Raw genomic sequence first — 18,295 nt, forward strand, 5'->3', positions numbered from 1 at the left:
TCACCGCGACCCCCCCCCCCCTGTGCAGGGCTGGCGAGCCCCCCCCCCCCCCCCCTTGCCCCCCCCCCCCCCCCCCCCCCCCCCCCCCCCCCCCCCCCCCCCCAAGGCCGGAGATGGCTCCCCACCTCGCAGTCTCAGAGGAGGATCAGGCGAGGCAGAACTCGTTGCCCTCGATGTCCTGCATCGTGATGCACGACTCGTTGACGCCATCGGCGCGCTGCGTCAGCACGTGTTTCGCGCCGAGTGCCATCAGTCGTGCGCATTCGGCCTCGAGTGTGGCAAGGCGCTCCTCACCCACGAGCCCGGTGCCGGCCCGCACATCGAGATGCACCCGGTTCTTGACGACCTTGCCTTCGGGAACTCGCTGGAAGAGCAAGCGCGGGGCCACACCCGAGGGATCGGTGCACGCGAAGTAGATCTCATCCTCGGGCGGCAGCGAGAGATGGTACTCCTCCCACGTGGCGAAGCCCTCCGGGACCGTCGGCACGACGTACCCCAGCACCTCGCACCAGAAGGCGGCGAGGCGCGCAGGCTCCGCGCAGTCGAAGGTCACTTGGAACTGCTTGATCGTTGACATCGGCGCACGATAACAGGGCCCTGCTCATCTCCCCAGGTCGCAAGGTCCGCACGTTGCCGGGGGGAGGCGTCTGCCACCCGCTGTTGTGTCGTGCGGTCGCAGGGGTGAACCGAGGTCAGTGCCTCCCCATGGGGAACCTGGGATGCGGTACCGGCCAGCCACTCTCGTACTGCCAAAGATCAGTTACGGGACAGCCCTTCGGGCTTGCCGGGAATCAAAACGTCGGTTTGATGCCCGGCAAGCCCTTAGGCGTGGCAGCAGCCGGCGATTTGCACCGCCCGCAGCATGCGCCTGGGCTCGAGCTGTCCTCGTAACCGATCGAACGCCAAGCGCGCCGCATCGAATCAATACTCATCCGCCTCTGCCCGGCGGCGGGAACGCCAGGGCACACCAAGCCTGGCAGCGCCGCGGAGGCGTACCAAGATCTGGGCCATTCACGGACCGGCAGGACCCTTACGGCGCCCGACGCGACCATTGCCGCTGGTCAAGTGGTGTGAGAGCTGTGTACTACCAGCAGACGAAGAAACATCTTTTGTAGCCATTCCCCGAAGGCACTGGGGCTCTTCTAGCACGCCAAGTCTGTCCACCTGTCTGGAAATTGCTCACCCATATCCAGCACCGAATCAGTCACCGTCGGACTCCAATCCAGTACCTCAAGTAGTCGATTCGATCGCTCAGCGTTCGCCTCCGGACCAGTCACGGACCTGACTCCCGCCCGGGGTGAGGCAGGCGGCAACCCTCTGACAGGTGTAGCGGCACGGCGAAGCGGGGCGGCTCAGGGCTCTGCAGCGCTTCCTCTTCCGCATCGCCGGCGTGAGGGGTAATCGCCGGTGGTGAGGACGATGGTCGTTTCACGCTTGGCCTCGATGTCCTCCTCTGCCCCAGCCTCCCTGTTGAGCCAGATGGCGAGACCGTCCACCTCGCTCGCCGCTGCGCCGAGCGGCAGGACGGGGCTTTCCGTGGGCGGAGCCCACCGGCAGTTCGCACAGAGACGCACGGCGCCTCTGACCGAAATCACGTGCACACGGTTGGGTCCATCGATCTGCCAGCCTTCGACTTGTCCTCCGCCTCTGCCCGTCAGGGCACACGATGGCCCGGACCGCTCAGCGGTCCGGGCCATCGGCGATCCACGAGGTCCTGGGCCAGAAGGAACCGTTCCTCCCGTCCACCCGTCTTCTCTCCACGGGCCGCTCCTGCATCGGTGTGACGGCCGCCTTCGCTCTTCACCGTCCAGGACCGAGGAGATCCATGTCCGACACCGTCCACCCGCTGATCGCCCGCCTTCACGAGCTGCTCGTGACGCACCTGATCGATGGGGCCACCGACATCGCCCCGGGCCTCGAGGACGTCGTGGCGCGGGGCGCGGCGCTCGGACCCGACGGCGCGTGGATCGCCGCCGCGGCTCACGCGAACCTCAGCGGCCTGGCCCTCGTGCATGGGCGGGCGGACCGGGCGGTCTCCCACCTCGAAGCCGCGGTGGCGGCCGGCTACAACGACTGCGTGGCGCTGCACGCCGGCCCCGTGCTCCCGCTGCACCAGGATCCGCGCTTCCGGGCCCTCTACCAGCGCATGCGCATCACCGAGGGCGACTTCGAGGAACTGTTCTGGCTGCACCAGGAGATGCGGACGGCGGTGAGGGACGCGCAGGACGCGATGGTCGACAACATCGGCCGCCTCGACACCGGGGTGTCCCCGCTCCCACAGGCCCCGCTGCCCACCCGCGAGCCGCACACCCGAGGCGTCCTGGCCACCCGCGTCGACCTCGCCGCACTCCAGACCGCGCTCCAGCGGGCCGCCCTCAAGGCGGAGTTCCAGCGCAGCTCCGGCAACACCAGCCTCGATCTCATCGACGGCTCGTGGGACCATCCCAGGGCCAGGCTCGACGCCTGGCACGCCGACGCGTCGGACACCCGGCGCCAGCGGGCCGCCGAGGCCCGGGCCTTCGTCGAACGCCCCAGCGCCGGGTCGTCCCTCCTCGCCCCCTGCCCTCCGCTGGGCTCGATCACGTACCCGGCCTGACCCCAAAAGGAGGGCCGGGCCGGGCGGAGGAGGGGCAGCACTCGAGGGCTTGCAGGAGAGCCGCCTCCAGACGGGCCAGGACCAGGCCACACAGAAGCTCCTGGGAATGGCCGGAGGTCTCCTCATCAGCATGGTCGGCGGCTGACCGACAGCACGCGATTCAGCAACCGGAAGGCGCCTGAGCCGCGCCCCGCGGGCCACCTCTTTCCAGTTACCGGAGGTCAGCGCACTCGGCCGCGCGGTTTGAGGTGGGTCGGGGGCAGGTCAGGAGCCGGAAGCGGAGGGCCGTCATACCCCTTCACCTCGCCGAATCTGGTCCCATTCGTCCAGTCCTCGCGGGCCTGTGCGATCTCCTCGTGGGAGCGGCCGATCCAGTTCCAGAACATCACGATCTCCTCCTCGAACGGCTCCCCGCCCAGCAGCATCAGACCCGCGTCCGAGGCCGCGCGGAGCGGGAGTTCGGTGCGGCCGCAGCCCAGGTAGAGCATCGAGCCGGGCAGGACCGGGACGCCGTCGACGTGGGCCTCGCCGGACATGGAGAGGACCGCGTACTCGAAGTCCGGGTTCAGGGGGAGGCGGGTTTCGGTGCCGGCCGTCAGGGCGAGGTCCGCGCCGACGATGGGGGTGTAGGCGGTGCCCGGGGAGGTCGCCGTGTCCAGGGTGCCCAGGATGACCGTCGCGTCCAGGCCGGGGGCCGTGACCCGCGGGAGTTCCGCGTGGTGCTGGAAGTGCGGGGCGACGTCGCGGTGGGCGTCGGGGAGGGCCACCCACAGCTGGGCGCCGTGCAGGAAGCGCGCGTGCGGGCGGGGGCTCTCCTCGGAGTGGCTGATGCCCCGGCCGGAGGTCATCAGGCCCAGCTCGCGCGGGCGGATGGTGGCGAGGCTGCCCGTGCTGTCGCGGTGCAGCACCTCGCCGTCGTGCAGCCAGCTCACGGTCTGCAGCCCGGTGTGGGGGTGGGGCGGGACCTGCATGCCGGGTTCGTCGGCGATGTCGTCCGGGCCGTAGTGGTCGACGAAGCACCAGGCGCCCACCATGCGGCGGCCCAGGTTCGGCAGGAGTCGGCGGACCTCGGTGGATTCCCCCAGCTTGACCGTGCGCGGGCTGAGGAGCTCGCGCACCGGTTCGGCCACGACGAAGCCGCGGCCGCCGCAGGCGGAGAGAGCGGGCTGGCGATCGAGATTGCTCATGCCGCACAACTTAGTGGCGCGGCGACGGGCAGGCACCGCTCCTTTGCGTGGAATGTCGGGGCGCGGGGTGCGGCCGGGCACGGGTCTGGGGCCGTCTCGGCTAGCCTGGGTGCCAATATGAACCGCCTGACCACGCCTTTCGGCTCCTACGAACTCACCCGCTTCCCCGCCGACCCCCGCGACCGGCTCCGTGCCTGGGACGCCGCCGACGAGTACCTGCTGCACCACCTCGACGCCGGTACCGGCGAGCGCGGCCCGGTGGACCTGGCCGGCGCCGGGCAGATCACCGTCGTCGGCGACCGCTGGGGGGCGCTGACCACGGCCCTGGCCGCGTACCACCCCGCGCAGATCACCGACTCCTCGCTGGCCCGCGCCGCGACCGAGGCGAACCTGGACCGGGCCGGGATCGGCACTTCCAAGTCCACGGTGACCCTGCTGACCACGCAGGACGCGCCGCCCGCGCGGATCGACGTGCTCATCGTCCGGGTCCCCAAGAGCCTGGCGCTGCTGGAGGACCAGCTGCGCCGGCTGGCCCCGCACGTGCACGAGGGCACCGTGGTCGTGGGCTCCGGCATGGTCAAGGAGATCCACACCTCCACGCTGAACCTCTTCGAGGAGATCCTCGGGCCTACGCGCACCTCGCTGGCCGAGAAGAAGGCCCGGCTGATCTTCTGCACCCCCGACCCCGCGGTCCTGGCCGCCGCCGGCGCCTCGCCGTGGCCGGTGACGTACACGGTCGACAAGGACGGCGGCTCGGGGGCCGGGCTGACCACGGTCAACCACGCCGGGATCTTCTGCGCGGACCGCCTGGACGTCGGCACGCGCTTCTTCCTCCAGAGCATCCCGACCAACACCGACGGCGCCCGGGTCGTGGACCTGGGCTGCGGCAACGGCGTCGTCGGCACGGCCGTGCAGGTGGCCGACCCGGACGCCGAGGTGGTCTTCACCGACGAGTCGTACCAGGCGGTCGCCTCGGCCCGGGCCACGTACGAGGCCAACGTCCGGCCCGGCCGGCGGACGGCGGAGTTCCTCGTCGGCGACGGGGTGGCCATGCTGGCGCCCGCCTCGGTGGACCTGATCCTCAGCAACCCGCCCTTCCACTCCCACCAGGCGACGACGGACGCGACGGCGCTGCGCATGTTCGCACAGTCGCGCAAGGCGCTGCGCCCGGGCGGGGAGCTGTGGGTGGTCGCCAACCGGCACATGGGCTACCACACGCACCTGAAGCGCCTCTTCGGCAACTGTGAAGTCGCCGCGAGCGAGCCGAAGTTCGTGGTGCTGCGGGCGGTCAAGCGCGAGTCGCGGCCCCGCCCCATGTGACCTGCCGGTACACCCGCCGGTAGGTCCTACACTCGGCCGCGTGGGCACCGAGGCGCAGGCGGACGGCAGGGTTGGCGGCGAGGCGGAGGGCGCCGGCGGGGAGCGGCGCTACCGCCGGGAGGACGTGGCCCGCGCGGCCGGGGTCAAGGTGCGCAACCTGCGCTACTACCAGGAGCGCGGGCTGCTGCCCCCGCCGCGCCGCGAGGGCCGGATCGCCTGGTACTCCGACGACCACCTGACCCGGCTGCGGCTGATCAACGACCTGCTGGGGCGCGGGTACACGGTCAACGGCATCGGCGAGCTGCTGACCGCCTGGGAGCACGGCGGCGGGCTGTCCCAACTGCTGGGCCTGGAGCGGGAGATGACCCGGGACTGGGTGCAGGAGGAGCCGGTGACCATGACCCGGGCCGAGTTGCGCGAGCTGTTCGGCCCGGGGGCGACGGCCGAGCACACCCGGCGGGCGGCCGAGCTGGGCTACGTACGCCTCGACGGGGAGCGGGTCACGTACCCGAGCCGGCGGCTGCTGGAGGCGACGGTGGCGCTGGTGCGGCAAGGCGTGCCGCTCGGGGAGATCCTGGACGCGGGGGACTTCGTCCAGGTCCAGGCGGCGGCGCTGGCGGACCGGTTCGTGGCGCTGTTCCGGCGCCACGTGATCGGTGCGGAGGGGCTGGGGCCACTTTCGGCCAGTCAGCTGGATCATGTCCGGGAGGCGGTGGCGGCGCTGCGGCCGGTGGCCGGCGAGGTGGTGGCCACGGAGTTCGCCCGGGCGATGGGTCGCCGGGTGGAGGCGGAGGTCGCCGAACTGCTGCGTACGGAGCAGTAGGAGTCGGCCTAAAGGGTGCTCTCGCACAACCTTGCCAACCACCATTGGCACTCTTACATTCAACTCGTCGGTAACAAAGGTGCACAGCCGAGATAGGGACCATCTCATGGCAGATTCACCGAACTTATCCGAATCCGGGCCCGGCTCCCCTCCCGGGGCCGAGCCGCCCGGCGAAGAGCTCGTCAGAGACGGCGGCCGGGTCCGCTGGCGCAGGTTCGTGCTCCTGACCGCCCCCGCCGTCGCGGTCACCGCGGGCCTCGGCATCGCCCTCGCGCAGGGTGCGCTCGCCGCCTCCTTCGCGGTGTCGGGCCAGCAGTTCAAGGTGTCGGCGAAGAGCCTGGAGGGCGAGGGCTTCGCCCAGTACGGCAGCGTCGACGTCAACGCCCGTCAGGAGCTGATCCCGGTGGCGGTCACCGCCATCAAGGAGGCCAAGCTGCACGACCTGTGCCAGTCGGTCGTCACCAGCCTCCCGGTCATCGGCGACATCTCGCTCAACCTGACCGCGGGCAAGAAGACCCCCGTCGAGGCCTCCAACCTGTTCGTGGACGCCACCCAGCTCGCCGGCGACGCGGAGTTCACGAACATCGAGATCGGCCGCGACGCCTCCACCCTCGACAAGGGCCCGGCCGAGGCGCAGGGCATGCAGGACCTGTTCGCCCAGCAGGCCGACAAGGTCAGCATCAGCAGTCTCCAGCAGACGGCCTGGGCGACCAACGCCGGCACCTTCAAGCTCTCCGGGCTGAGCATGAACATCAGCAAGGGCAAGAAGGAATGCTTCTGAGCCGATGGCGGCGGTGGCGGCGCGGCCGGCCCTTCTGGGGCGGGCTCTTCGCCGTCCTGGCCGGGGTGTGGATCAGCGTGCTGCCGCTGGCCCCGTTGAAGATCATGCTCCAGCAGGGGGTGGCGGGCGTCCCGTCCGTCCTGATGGGCCTCGTCATGATCGTCCTCGGTCTCACCGGCTGGTTCTCCCCCGCACAGCGCACCCTCGCCGGGATCCTCACCACGCTCGTCGCCACCGCCGCGCTGGTCATGTCGAACCTCGGCGGGTTCCTGATCGGCACCCTGTTCGGCATCCTCGGCGGCGGGCTGATGTTCGCCTGGCAGCCGTACGCCGCCCCGCGCGCCGGGGGCTCCGCCGCCCCCGCCCGGCCCTCCCCCGCCGGGAACTCCCCCACTCCGCACCCCGATCCCCAAGGAGCACCGCCATGAGCCGTACGCGCACCGCGCTCGTCCTCGGCATGGCCGCCGCGGCCGCACTGACGGCGGCCTCGGCCACCGCCACCGCCGCGCCGTTACCGGCGGCCGGGTCGACCACCGTCACCCCGGCCGGGCACGCCTTCAAGGCCACCCTCAGCGGGAAGGCCACCCTCAAGGCCGGTTCGGTCACGGTGACCTGCACGGTCTCCGTCTCCACCGGCTCGGTGCCGGCCGCCCCCGGCAACCAGAACCCGGCGGGTCCGGTCTCGTCGCCCATCTCGCCGCCGACCTACAGCTCCTGTACGACCAGCATGCCGGGCGTGAGCGCGACGGTGACCACCAGCGGGTCCTGGGCGGTGTCCATGCAGAACGGCTCCCCGGTCACGGCGACCATGACGGTTCCGTCCGGCGGGCTCGTGGTGCAGACCTCGGGCCTGGCCTCCTGCACCGTCACCGCCGCGCCCGGCGGGGCCGCCAGCGCCCCGGGCACCTGGACGAACGGCGCCCCGTCGAGCCTGACCTTCACCAACGCGACCGTCCCGGTGACCGTCACCGGCGGCTTCGGGTGCCCGACGAGCGCGACCACGTCCACCTTCAACGCCGTCTACAAGGTCACCGACACCACCGACCCGGCCCAGCAGATCACCGTCACCCCCTGACGGCTCCCGCTCCGCGTCCCCCGCTCCCCGGGCCGTCCGGGGAGCGGGGAAAACGCATTGCACGGCCCGGCGGGCGCGGGCGAAGCTCTGGGCATGTCACAGATCACCGATCAGCACAGCACCGGTCAACACAGCACCGGTCAGCACAGCACCGGCCAGGAGGAATCCGCGGACCGCCGGCAGCGGCGCGGGGTCGCCGACCTCTTCTCCGGAGGGCGTCTCGTCGCCATCCCGCGCAAGGCCGCCCGCCGCGAACAGCTGCTGGAGCACCTGACCGAGACCCTGTTCGCCGCGGACCGGGAGTACTCGGAGCCCGAGGTGAACGACGCGCTGCGGACCGTGCACGAGGACTGCTCCGCCCTGCGCCGCTACCTCATCACCTCGGGCCGGCTCACCCGGACCCGCGACGGCAGCAGCTACCGCCGGGCGACGACCACCCGGTAGTGGGTCGTCAGCCGCCCGTCCTCGCCCAGCACGTGGAAGGCGACGGCCGGCGGCTCGTCCAGGTGGACGTGGTGGTCGGGGCCGTCCTGCGCCTCCCACGGGAGCCGCAGGGTGGACACCACCCCGGGCGCCACGAGCAGCGGGCGGCCCGCGAAGGTGGTCGCCGCCGCCGTGTGGGCGTGCCCGCACAGGAAGGCGCGCAGGTGGGGGTGGCGCAGGGCCAGCGCCTCCAGGCGCTCCTCGCCGAACTGCCTGATCCCGTCCACGTACGGAGTGTGCAGCGGGACCGGCGGGTGGTGGAAGGCCACGAGGACGGGCACCTCGTGCGGGGTCCCGGTCAGGATGCCGTCGAGCCACTCCAGGGTGGAGTCCTCCAGGTACCCGTGGTGCTCCCCCGGGACCGAGGAATCGCAGACGGCCAGCACGAAGCCCGCACCGCGCAGCACCTGGTCGACCGGGGCGGCGGAGGGCTCCTCCTCGCCCAGCAGCCCCCGCCGGAAGGCGCGGCGCTCGTCGTGGTTGCCGGGGCAGATCACCAGCGGATGCCGCGAGGTGAGCAGCTTGCGGGCCTCCTCGTACTCGTCGGAGGTCCCGTTGTCGGCGATGTCCCCGCTGACCAGGACCGCGGCGAGGTCGCACGGGAGGCCGTCCAGGTACTCCAGCACGGCGCGGGTGCGCTCGGCGGCCCGGGGCCCGCCGTCGAGGTGGACATCACTGAGCTGCGCTATCACGATCACGGGCGGTGGCTCCTTCGTCGCGGGCGGACGTCCGGCGCGGAGGTGACGTCCGGTCACCGGGCGTTCGGGTACGGTGCGTTCAACCTATCGGACACGATCTTCGGCGGGCGGCCCGGCGGCCGGGGGTGCCGTGCGCGCCGGGGGTGCCGGTCCGGCTCCGGGGGCGCCGTGCGCGCCGGTCCGGCTCCGGTTGCGGAACGCCCGGGGATGGGGTTCGTTCGAAGGGGGCGCCCGGAACGGGGTGAGCCGCTGTGATCTTCACCGACCGTGCGGACGCGGGACGGCGTCTCGCGGACGCGCTGCTTCACCTGCGGGGCGAGGACCCCGTCGTGCTCGGGCTGCCGCGCGGCGGGGTGCCCGTGGCCTTCGAGGTGGCGCGGGCGCTGGGCGCCGCCCTCGACGTGATCGTGGTCCGCAAGCTCGGCGTGCCGCACCACAGTGAGCTGGGGTTCGGCGCCATCGGCGAGGGCGGGGTACGGATCATCAACGAGGAGATCGTCGGCCGCAGCCGCGCCTCGGCGCGGGAGCTGGCCGAGGTCGAGCACGCCGAGGAGGCGGAGTTGGAGCGCCGGGCCCGCCGGTTCCGCGAGGGGCGGGCGCGCGTGCCGCTCGGCGGCCGGACGGTGGTCGTGGTCGACGACGGGATCGCCACGGGCGCGACGGCCGCGGCCGCCTGCGAGATCGCCCGGGCGGCGGGCGCGGCGCGGGTCGTGCTGGCCGTCCCGGTGGCCCCGCCGGAGGCGGTCGCCCGGCTGCGCGGGGCGGCGGACGAGGTGGTGTGCCTGTCGTCGCCGCCCGCGTTCCGCGCGGTCGGCGAGTGGTACCGGGACTTCTCGCAGACCCCGGACGAGGAGGTCGTGGCCGTGCTCGCCGAGGCGGCGGCCGGGCGTGGGCCCGGCGGGGGTCAGCCCCGGTAGGTCTCCAGGAGCCGCAGCCAGACCTCGCTGATGGTGGGGAAGGCGGGGACCGCGTGCCACAGCCGGTCGATCGGGACCTCCCCCGCCACGGCGACGGTCGCCGCGTGCAGCAGCTCGGCGGTGCCCGGGCCCACGAAGGTGGCGCCCAGCAGCACCTGCCAGTCGAGGTCCACGACCATGCGGGCCCGGCCCCGGTAGCCGTCCGCGTACAGGCCCGCGCCGGAGACCTTGCCGAGGTCGTGGTCGACGGCCCGGACCCGGTGGCCGGCCCGCTCCGCCCCGGCGAGGGTGAGGCCGACCGCCGCCGCCTCCGGGTCGGTGAAGACGACCTGCGGGAGTGCGTCCGTGTCGGCGGTCGCCGCGTGCGCGCCCCAGCGGCCGGTGTCCGGGGCCGGGGCGCCCGGTCCGGCGGCACGGGCGACGATGGCGGCGCCCGCGATACGGGCCTGGTACTTGCCCTGGTGGGTGAGGAGCGCCCGGTGGTTGACGTCACCGACCGCGTACAGCCAGTCGTGGCCGCCCACCCGGCAGCTCTCGTCGACCCCGATCCAGCCGCCGGGCTCCAGCCCCACCGTGTCCAGCCCGATGTCCTCGGTACGGGGTGCGCGGCCGGTCGCCATCAGCAGCTCGTCGCCCTCCAGCAGCTCGCCGCCCTCCAGGACCACCGTGACCGGGCCGGTCGGGCCGTCCCGTACGACAGCCTCCACCGCCACCCCGGTACGGACGACCACCCCGGCCCCGGTCAGGGCTTCGGTGACCAGCTCCCCGACGAAGGGCTCCATCCGGGGCAGCAGCCCGGAACCCCGTACCAGCACGGTGACCTGCGAGCCAAGGGCCTGCCAGGCGGTGGCCATCTCGGCGGCCACCACCGAGCCGCCGACGATCAGCAGCCGGCCGGGCACCTCCCGGGCGGAGGTGGCCTCGCGGCTGGTCCACGCCCCGGCGCCGGCGAGGCCGGGCAGGTCCGGGAGCACGGCCCGGCTGCCGGTGGCGACGACGACGGCGTACCGGGCCGAGAGCACGTGGTGCACGCCCTCGGGGCTGGTCACCGCGACCTTGCGGGTGCCGTAGAGGCGGCCGTGGCCCCGGTAGAGGTGGGCTCCGATGGAGTCGAGCCAGTCGAGCTGGCCGTCGTCCTTCCAGTGGCCCGTCCAGTAGTCGCGGTGCGCGAAGACGGCCTCGGCGTCGAGCGGCCCCCGGACGGAGTCCGCGAGCCCCGGCACCCGGCGGGCGTCGGCGCGGGCGAGGGCCGGGCGCAGCAGGGCCTTGCTGGGGACGCAGGCCCAGTACGAGCACTCCCCGCCGACGAGTTCGCTCTCCACCAGGGCCGTGCTCAGCCCGGCGGCGCGGGTCCGGTCGACGATGTTCTCGCCGGCCGGGCCCCCGCCGAGCACCACGACGTCGTACTCCACGGCTTCGGTCATGCGGTCCAGTGTCACCGCAGCCCCTGGGCCGCGTCCGGCAATCTCAGGCCTCCGGCGTGCCGGGGGCCCCCTCCTCGGCCTGGGAGGCGGCGATCTTCGCCCGGACCTCGTCCATGTCGAGGGCGCGGGCCTGCCCGATGAGGTCGGTGAGGGCGGCCTCCGGCAGCGCTCCGGGCTGCGCGAAGACGGCGACCTGGTCGCGGACGATCATGAGCGTCGGGATCGAGGTGATCTGGAAGGCCGCGGCCAGCTCCTGCTGGGCCTCGGTGTCCACCTTGGCGAAGACCAGGTCCGGGTTGGCCTCCGCGGCCTTCTCGTAGACCGGCGCGAACTGGAGGCAGGGGCGGCACCAGCCGGCCCAGAAGTCGATCAGCACGAACGGGTTCTCGCTGACCGTCTCGTCGAAGTTCTCCTTGGTGAGCTCGACAGTAGCCACGGTTTCCAGACCTCCTGTATTGCGGGTGTCCTGAAGGAACGAACGGCCGCCCCGCCGCATTCCGCGACCACGCGGGAACCGCTAGAACGGGTGGCCGGGCGCGGTGGTGCGGGCCGTGGTCCAGCGCAGTTCGGTGAAGGCCTCGAGGTTGGCCTCCCCGCCGAACCGGGCGCCCGTGCCGGAGGCGCCGACCCCGCCGAAGGGGGCCACCGCCTCGTCGTTCACCGTCTGGTCGTTGACGTGCGCGATGCCGGTCGGGATGCGCCGCGCCAGCTCCAGGCCGTGTCCCGCGTCGGCGGTGACGATGCCCAGGGAGAGTCCGTACGGGCCCGCCGAGGCCAGCTCCACCGCCTCGTCCTCGGTCGCGAAGGAGCGTACGGGTGCCACGGGGCCGAAGACCTCCTCGGCGTAGGCGGGGGTGTCGTCGGCCACGCCCGCCAGCACCGTCGGCCGGTAGAAGAGGTCCCGGTGGGTGCCGCCCGCGACGAGCTTGGCGCCCTGCTCGACGCTGGCCTCGACCAGGCCGTGGACCCGCTCCAGCTGGGTCCGGTCGAGCAGCGGGCCCAGGTGGACGCGCTCGCGGAAGGGGTCGCCGACGGCGAGGGCCTCGGCGCGGGCGGCGAGCCGCTCCACGTACTCGTCGTAGAGCGAGGTGTGCACGAGGTGGCGCCCGGTGGTCATGCAGATCTGGCCCTGGTGGAAGAAGGAGCCCCAGGAGGCCTGCGCGACGGCGGCCCCGACATCGGCGTCGGCGAGGACGACGAGGGCCGAGTTGCCGCCCAACTCCAGGTGGGCGCGCTTGAGGTGACGGCCCGCCAGCTCGCCCACGGCCCGGCCGGCGGCGGTGGACCCGGTGAACGAGACCACGCGCACCAGCGGGTCCTTGACCACCGCGGCGCCCGTGTCGGCCCCGCCGGGCAGTACGTGCAGCAGCCCGGCCGGCAGTCCGGCCGCCGCGAACACGGCGGCCAGGGCGAGGCCGCCGCTGACGGCGGTACGGCGGTCCGGCTTGAGCAGGACGGCGTTGCCGAGCGCGAGGGCGGGGGCGACGGAGCGGATGGAGAGGATCAGCGGGGCGTTGAACGGCGCGACCACCCCGACCACCCCGGCCGGGACGCGGCGGGTGAAGGAGAGCCGGGGCGCCTCGCTCTGCAGCACCTGCCCGGCCGGACGGGAGGCGAGCGCGGCGGCCTCGTAGCACTCCTGGGCGGCGACGTGGAGTTCGAAGTCGGCCTTGCCGGGTATGGAGCCGGACTCCCGGACCAGCCACTCGCGCAGCTCGTCCGCGTGGGCCGCGAACAGGTCCCCGGCGCGGCGCAGTACGGCCGCCCGCTCCAGGTGGGTGGCGCGCGCCCAGTCGAGCTGCGCGGCCCGGGCCCGTACGGCCGCCTCCGAGACGTCGGCGGGGGCGGCGAGGTCTACGGTGGCGAGGGTACGGCCGGTCGCGGGTTCGACGACCGGGGCGGTACCGCCGGTGAGCGTGGGTCCGTCCTGCCAGAGTGTCGGATCGAGCAGCGGCATGGCGCGGGGCCTCCGGTGGGGGTGGGCGGGCTGGGCGGGGGCGGCAGCAGGCGCCATCGTGCCAGACCGGGGGCGTCATCTCTGTTCAGTTATTGGGCAGTTGGCGGGACCCCGTGACCGGAAACGATCGACGGGGTCCGTGGCCGGCGGCGGGACTACCGTTCGAGGACGAGGGCGATGCCCTGGCCGACGCCGATGCACAGCGCCGCCATGCCGGTGCCGGAACCTGCCGCCGCCAGCTGGTGCGCCACCGACCCGGCCAGCCGGGCGCCGGAGGCGCCGAGCGGGTGGCCGATGGCGATGGCGCCGCCGCGCGGGTTGACCACGGCCGGGTCCAGCTCCGGCCAGGCCGCGAGACAGCCCAGCGCCTGCGCGGCGAAGGCCTCGTTGAGCTCGAAGGCCGCCAGGCCGGAGAGGGAGCGGCCCGCCTTGCCGAGGGCCCGCTCCACGGCGTCGACCGGGCCGAGGCCGAACAGCTGCGGCTCGATGCCGGTGACGGCGGAGGCGCTGATCCGGGCGAGCGGCTCGCGGCCCGTCGCGGCCAGACCCTCTTCGTCGGTGAGCAGCAGCGCGGCGGCGCCGTCGTTGAGGGGGGAGGCGTTGGCGGCCGTGACGGTTCCCGAACCGTCGGTCCGGAAGGCCGGCTTGAGGCGGGCGAGCGCCTCGGGGGTGGAGCCCTCGCGGATGCACTCGTCCCGGGCCAGGTCCGCTCCGGGGTAGGGGACGACCTCGTCGTCGTACAGCCCGGCGGCCCAGGCGGCCGCGGCCTTGCGGTGGCTCTCCAGGGCGAAGGCGTCCTGCGCCTCGCGGGTGATGCCGTGCTTCTCCGCGACGAGCTCGGCGCCCTCGCCGAGGGAGGCCGTCCACTCGGCGGGCATCCGGGGGTTGGTCATCCGCCAGCCGAGGGTGGTGGACCACATCTGCTGGTGCCCGGCGGGGAAGGCGCGCTCGGGCTTCTGCACCACCCAGGGGGCGCGGGACATCGACTCGACGCCGCCGGCGATGGCGACGGAGGCGTCGCCGAGGGCGATCGCGCGGGCCGCCTGGATCACGGCCTCCAGGCCGGACCCGCAGAGCCGGTTGACGGTCACGCCGGGAACGGTGACCGGCAGTCCGGCGAGCAGCACCGCCATGCGGGCGACGTCGCGGTTGTCCTCGCCGGCGCCGTTGGCGTCGCCGAAGACGACGTCGTCGATGCGGGCGGGGTCGAGGTCGGGCGTACGGTCCACGAGCGCGCGCACGACGTGGGCGGCGAGGTCGTCGGGGCGGACCCCGGCGAGGGCTCCGCCGAACTTGCCGATCGGGGTGCGGACGGCGTCGACGACGTAGACGTCGCGGACGGTGCGGATGCTCATGGGGGCTCTCCTGGGCGGCTCCGTACGGTCGGCGGCGGACCGGGTGCCGGCGTGGGCACCGGGACCCACCCCCGGGCACGCCCGGTGGGGCGCGCCCGCAGTCTCCGCCGAGGTGTCGGGGTGTGTCAACGGTGACCCTGCCCTGGCCGGGCGGGGTTCGGGCGGGGCGCCGCCCCGGGCCGGGGTCGGGTGCGTCGCCCGGGTGCCTGCGGGTCGGGTCCGGTGCGTCGCCCGGGTGCCTGCGGGTCGGCGTCGGGTGCGTTGCCCAGGTGCCTGCGGGTCGGCGTCGGGTGCGTCGCCCGGGCGCCTGCGGGTCGGGGTCGGATGCGTTGCCCAGGTGCCTGCGGGTCGGCGTCGGGTGCGTTGCCCGGGTGTCGGCCGGGTCGGGGTCGGATGCGTTGCCCGGGGTGTCGGCCGGGGTGGGGTGGCTACGGGGGCCGGGGTCGGTGCCGGGGTGGGGTGTCGTCCGGGACGGGCTTCGATGTTCGGCGCCCGATCCGGATCCGGTTTGTACGGGGTACCGCGCGCCGAATTCATCTCGTTTTAGTCCCGGACGACACCCCACCCCGTCCCCGCCCCCGGCCGGTACCTTCCGGCCCCGGTCGGCACCTCCAGCCCCGCCGGCGATTGAGGCGCGGGTCCGGGCAGCGCCCTGGGGGTACCTCCAAGCAGTAGCTGATGGAGGGTCTGGGGCGGAGCCCCCAGGAGCGGTCCGGGCGCAGCCCTGGGGGCAGCCCTGGGGGTACCTCCAAGCAGTAGCTGATGGAGGGTCTGGGGCGGAGCCCCCAGGAGCGGTCCGGGCGCAGCCCTGGGGGTACCTCCCAGCAGTAGCTGAAGGAGGGTCTGGGGCGGAGCCCCCAGGAGGGGTCCGGGCGCAGCCCGGGGAACGGGCGAAGGGCGGGTAGGGGACCCAGCCCCGCGCAGCGGCCCACCCGGCGGCAGACGACCACCGGCACCAGCCAGGTGCACCGGCCCCGCCCGGCAGGCCGCCGGACGGAGTCCGTGGAGAAGGCGTGGCCGCCTGCGGCCGAGCCGCGCGAGCGGCGCGTGGAGAAGGCTAGCGGCGCGTCAGAGCGGGGGTCGACTCGCGGGGCACCGCAACGGCCGCCATCAGGTCATGCCGCTCCGTGATCTCCGAAGGATCCCGCACCGCCGCGTCCACCAGCCCCGCCAACCGCTCCCCCGTCGGCATCTCGATCCGCACCGTGCTCAGCCTCGGCCGCAGCAGCCGCCCGATGAGCAGGTCGTCGGCGCCGATCACGGCCGCGTCCTGCGGGATCCGCAGCCCCGCGTCCTGCAGGGCCCGCATCAGCAGCATCGCGTACTCGTCGTTGTACGCGAACACCCCGTCCAGCCCCAGCGCCCCCCACCGCGCGGCCAGTGCCGCCGCCGACTCCTCCGTGTAGGCCATCGGCAGCGCCCGTACCAGTTCGGCGCCCGCCACCGACTCGGCGCCCGCCAGCCTGGGTGCGGAGAACAGTTCCAGGCCGTCCTCCTGCGGCACGACCACCCCGATGCGGCGGCGGCCCCGTTCCACGAGGTGGGCGGCGGCCCGGGCGCCCACCTCCGCCTGGTCCATCACGAGCGCGTGCGCGCCCGGGACCGTGTCCGGCCCCATCGTGATCACCGCGCGCGCACCGGCGCGTTTGAGGGTGGCGACGTTCTGCGGGGACAGGGCGGTCTCCCCGAGGGAGATCACCGCCACGGGCCGCAGTTCGGCCCAGGCGCGGGCGGCCTCGTCGCCGCTGAGGCCGAGGCTGCCGTACTGGACCACGGTGTAGTCCAGGCGGCGCAGGGCCCATTGGAGTTCGTTGAGGAAGTTGATGTAGAGCGGCCCGGCCGGCACGTGCGAGGTGGGCAGCAGCACGATGCGGGTGTGCCCTGCGCGCAGGCTGCGGGCGGCGGCGTGCGGTACGTAGCCCAGTTCCTCGGCGGCCTCGCGGACCCTGCGCCGCGTCGGCTCGCTGATGCGCACGGCTTCCGCGTTGTTCAGGACGTACGAGACCGTCGCGCGCGAGACCCCCGCCAGGCGGGCGACGTCGGCGCTGGTCGGCACGGGTGCCGCGGTGGGCGGGGCGGGCGGCGTGCGCCGGCCCGGCGGGTTCGGTGAGTCAGACATGGCCCGGGCATCTTTCCAGACCGATTGCGCACGGGGGCTGGCGGTTGGCCGGAAACGGATGCTACACACTGCTTACACGTTTCAGTGACACGTGTAACTCTGCTCGCCGGCCCCTCCCAGACATGCCGCCGCCCCTTCGCGCCCCGCCATCCGCGACGGGGCGGCGCGCACCCCTCCACCCCTGCCCAGGAGGGCACGATGGCTCCTTCCTCCCGCGCCACCGGCACCGCCGCCACCTCCGGCAGGCCCTCCCCCGAGCGCCGGCTGCTGCCGCTGCTGCTCCTCGGCAACACCGCGATGTACGCCCTCTACGTCGGCGTCGCCGGCATCCTGCTCGCGCTCCAGGTGGAGCTCGTCGACCCGGCCCACAAGGTCGCCGACTTCGGCCTGATCGCGGGGGTTTCCGCGGTCTTCGCGACGGTGTTCAACCCCGTCGCGGGCGCCCTGTCCGACCGCACCGGACGGCGCAGCCCGTGGATCCTCGGCGGCGGGCTCGCCGCGGTGCCCGCGATGCTGCTGCTGGGCCTGGCCGACACGATCCCGCTGATCGCCATCGCATGGTGCCTCGGCCAGGCCGTGATGAACGTCTACCAGGCCGCCATCACCTCGCTCGTCCCCGACCGGGTGCCGGTGAGCGCCCGCGGCAAGGCCTCGGCGGCGGTCGGGCTCGGCATGCCCTTCGGCTCGGTGCTGGGTGCGCTGGCCGGGGCGGCCTTCTCCGACCACTTCCGCACCGGTTACCTCGTTTTCGGCGCGATCGTGGCGGGCGCGGCGGCCTGTTCACCGCCTGCACCCGTGAGCAGCGGCTCCCGGCGCGTGCTCCGCTGCCCGTCCGGGCCCAGCTCGCCGCCTTCGCGGGCGCCCTGCGCGACCACGACTTCCGCTGGGCGTTCATCGGGCGGGCGCTGCTCGTGCTCGGCTACTTCGCGGTGAGCGGCTACCAGCTGTACATCCTCCAGGACCACACCGTGCTGCCCGAGGGGATGGAGCCGGAGGCGGCGGTGGCCGTGCTGATGCCGCTGACGAGCGTCGCGATGGTCCTCTCCACGGTGGCGGGCGGCTGGCTGTCGGACCGGCTCGACCGGCGCAAGCTGTTCGTCGGGGCCTCTGCCCTGCTGTCGGCGGTCGCGCTCGTCATCCCGGCCGTGTCGGCGAGCTGGACCGCGATGCCGGCCTTCTCCGCGGTCAACGGGCTCGCGTTCGGCTGCTACACGGCCGTGGACACGGCGCTGGTGACGATGGTCCTGCCGACGGCGGAGGACGCGGCGCGGGACATGGGCGTGCTCAACATCGCGAACGCCGGGCCGCAGATCGTCGCCCCCTTCGTCGCCTCCGTGGTCGTCTCGGTGAGCGGCGGCTCCACCGCGCTGTTCGTCGTCGCCGCCGTACTGGCGGTGGCGGGCGCGCTGGCGGTACGCCCGATCCGCGGCGTCCGCTGACCTCTTGGGCCTCGTTGGAGGGCTGGGTCCGGCCCGGGGGGTGGGGGGGGGGGGGGGGGGGGGGGGGGGGGGGGGAGAGGAGGAAAAAAGGGGGGAGAGTGTGAGCTCCGGGCCGCGGGAG

General features: G+C 73.6%; 17 protein-coding genes and 1 pseudogene. 10 read left to right on the forward strand and 8 right to left on the reverse strand.

All coding sequences use genetic code 11. From position 1 onward, the window contains the following. Nucleotides 1-145: 145 nt before the first annotated feature. Entirely contained in the window at nucleotides 146-577 is a 432-nt protein-coding gene (locus ACZ7IF_RS02230) for a VOC family protein (protein ID WP_030220738.1), read from the reverse strand. Nucleotides 578-1,825: 1,248 nt separating this feature from the next. Between ACZ7IF_RS02230 and ACZ7IF_RS02235 the strand changes: the two genes are divergently transcribed. After that, entirely contained in the window at nucleotides 1,826-2,596 is a 771-nt protein-coding gene (locus ACZ7IF_RS02235; RefSeq protein ID WP_470961610.1) for a hypothetical protein, read from the forward strand. A gap of 221 nt (nucleotides 2,597-2,817) precedes the next feature. On the opposite strand, the gene ACZ7IF_RS02240 is transcribed toward ACZ7IF_RS02235, so the two are convergent. Beyond that, nucleotides 2,818-3,783: a pirin family protein gene (locus ACZ7IF_RS02240; protein WP_470961613.1), complete on the reverse strand. Its 966-nt coding sequence runs from the start codon at nucleotides 3,781-3,783 to the stop codon at nucleotides 2,818-2,820. A 126-nt stretch (nucleotides 3,784-3,909) separates the two neighbouring features. Here ACZ7IF_RS02240 and ACZ7IF_RS02245 point away from each other — a divergent pair, with 126 nt between their 5' ends. The 6 genes from ACZ7IF_RS02245 (at nucleotide 3,910) to ACZ7IF_RS02270 (ending at nucleotide 8,226) form a co-directional block, all read left to right on the forward strand. After that, entirely contained in the window at nucleotides 3,910-5,103 is a 1,194-nt protein-coding gene (locus ACZ7IF_RS02245; RefSeq protein WP_470962291.1) for a methyltransferase, read from the forward strand. A gap of 40 nt (nucleotides 5,104-5,143) precedes the next feature. Further along, complete coding sequence (locus ACZ7IF_RS02250) at nucleotides 5,144-5,926, forward strand: MerR family transcriptional regulator (protein ID WP_470961616.1); 783 nt, start codon at nucleotides 5,144-5,146, stop codon at nucleotides 5,924-5,926. A 223-nt stretch (nucleotides 5,927-6,149) separates the two neighbouring features. Next, nucleotides 6,150-6,707: a DUF6230 family protein gene (locus ACZ7IF_RS02255; protein WP_470962294.1), complete on the forward strand. Its 558-nt coding sequence runs from the start codon at nucleotides 6,150-6,152 to the stop codon at nucleotides 6,705-6,707. Beyond that, nucleotides 6,698-7,135, forward strand: a complete 438-nt coding sequence (locus ACZ7IF_RS02260) for a DUF6114 domain-containing protein (protein ID WP_470961619.1) — start codon at nucleotides 6,698-6,700, stop codon at nucleotides 7,133-7,135. Before ACZ7IF_RS02255 ends, ACZ7IF_RS02260 begins: the two co-directional genes overlap by 10 nt. After that, nucleotides 7,132-7,782 (forward strand): hypothetical protein, encoded by a 651-nt coding sequence (locus ACZ7IF_RS02265; protein WP_470961622.1) that lies wholly within the window; start codon nucleotides 7,132-7,134, stop codon nucleotides 7,780-7,782. The genes ACZ7IF_RS02260 and ACZ7IF_RS02265 overlap by 4 nt, the downstream gene beginning before the upstream one ends. 93 nt (nucleotides 7,783-7,875) lie before the next feature. Next, nucleotides 7,876-8,226 carry a DUF2087 domain-containing protein gene (locus ACZ7IF_RS02270; protein ID WP_470961625.1) on the forward strand — a complete coding sequence of 117 codons (351 nt, stop codon included), beginning with the start codon at nucleotides 7,876-7,878 and terminating at the stop codon, nucleotides 8,224-8,226. Here ACZ7IF_RS02270 and ACZ7IF_RS02275 read toward each other — a convergent pair. Then, complete coding sequence (locus ACZ7IF_RS02275) at nucleotides 8,199-8,963, reverse strand: metallophosphoesterase (protein WP_470961627.1); 765 nt, start codon at nucleotides 8,961-8,963, stop codon at nucleotides 8,199-8,201. The genes ACZ7IF_RS02270 and ACZ7IF_RS02275 overlap by 28 nt on opposite strands. A 251-nt stretch (nucleotides 8,964-9,214) precedes the next feature. Here ACZ7IF_RS02275 and ACZ7IF_RS02280 point away from each other — a divergent pair. Continuing rightward, nucleotides 9,215-9,850: pseudogene (locus tag ACZ7IF_RS02280) on the forward strand (phosphoribosyltransferase); the annotation flags it as partial. A gap of 17 nt (nucleotides 9,851-9,867) precedes the next feature. Here ACZ7IF_RS02280 and ACZ7IF_RS02285 read toward each other — a convergent pair. The 5 genes from ACZ7IF_RS02285 to ACZ7IF_RS02305 all read right to left on the reverse strand — a co-directional run bounded on the left by ACZ7IF_RS02285 (nucleotide 9,868) and on the right by ACZ7IF_RS02305 (nucleotide 16,735). Further along, nucleotides 9,868-11,304, reverse strand: coding sequence for a dihydrolipoyl dehydrogenase family protein (locus ACZ7IF_RS02285; protein WP_470961630.1), 1,437 nt, complete (start codon nucleotides 11,302-11,304; stop codon nucleotides 9,868-9,870). 43 nt (nucleotides 11,305-11,347) lie between these two features. Continuing rightward, the gene (locus ACZ7IF_RS02290) at nucleotides 11,348-11,740 is read right to left on the reverse strand and encodes a thioredoxin family protein (protein WP_470961631.1); all 393 of its coding nucleotides are present in this window, start codon (nucleotides 11,738-11,740) and stop codon (nucleotides 11,348-11,350) included. Between the two features lie 81 nt (nucleotides 11,741-11,821). Then, entirely contained in the window at nucleotides 11,822-13,261 is a 1,440-nt protein-coding gene (locus tag ACZ7IF_RS02295) for an aldehyde dehydrogenase family protein (protein ID WP_470961634.1), read from the reverse strand. Nucleotides 13,262-13,416: 155 nt separating this feature from the next. Beyond that, nucleotides 13,417-14,616: a thiolase family protein gene (locus ACZ7IF_RS02300; RefSeq protein ID WP_470961636.1), complete on the reverse strand. Its 1,200-nt coding sequence runs from the start codon at nucleotides 14,614-14,616 to the stop codon at nucleotides 13,417-13,419. Nucleotides 14,617-15,673: 1,057 nt separating this feature from the next. Then, nucleotides 15,674-16,735, reverse strand: a complete 1,062-nt coding sequence (locus ACZ7IF_RS02305) for a LacI family DNA-binding transcriptional regulator (protein WP_470961639.1) — start codon at nucleotides 16,733-16,735, stop codon at nucleotides 15,674-15,676. A gap of 198 nt (nucleotides 16,736-16,933) precedes the next feature. Between ACZ7IF_RS02305 and ACZ7IF_RS02310 the strand changes: the two genes are divergently transcribed. Together ACZ7IF_RS02310 and ACZ7IF_RS02315 are read left to right on the forward strand one after the other, a co-directional pair. Further along, on the forward strand, nucleotides 16,934-17,668 hold the full coding sequence (locus tag ACZ7IF_RS02310; protein WP_470961642.1) for an MFS transporter: 735 nt from the start codon (nucleotides 16,934-16,936) through the stop codon (nucleotides 17,666-17,668). Continuing rightward, entirely contained in the window at nucleotides 17,647-18,174 is a 528-nt protein-coding gene (locus ACZ7IF_RS02315; protein WP_470961644.1) for an MFS transporter, read from the forward strand. The genes ACZ7IF_RS02310 and ACZ7IF_RS02315 overlap by 22 nt, the downstream gene beginning before the upstream one ends. Nucleotides 18,175-18,295: the final 121 nt, after the last annotated feature.

It is taken from the genome of Streptomyces sp. NPDC037421 (assembly GCF_055602105.1).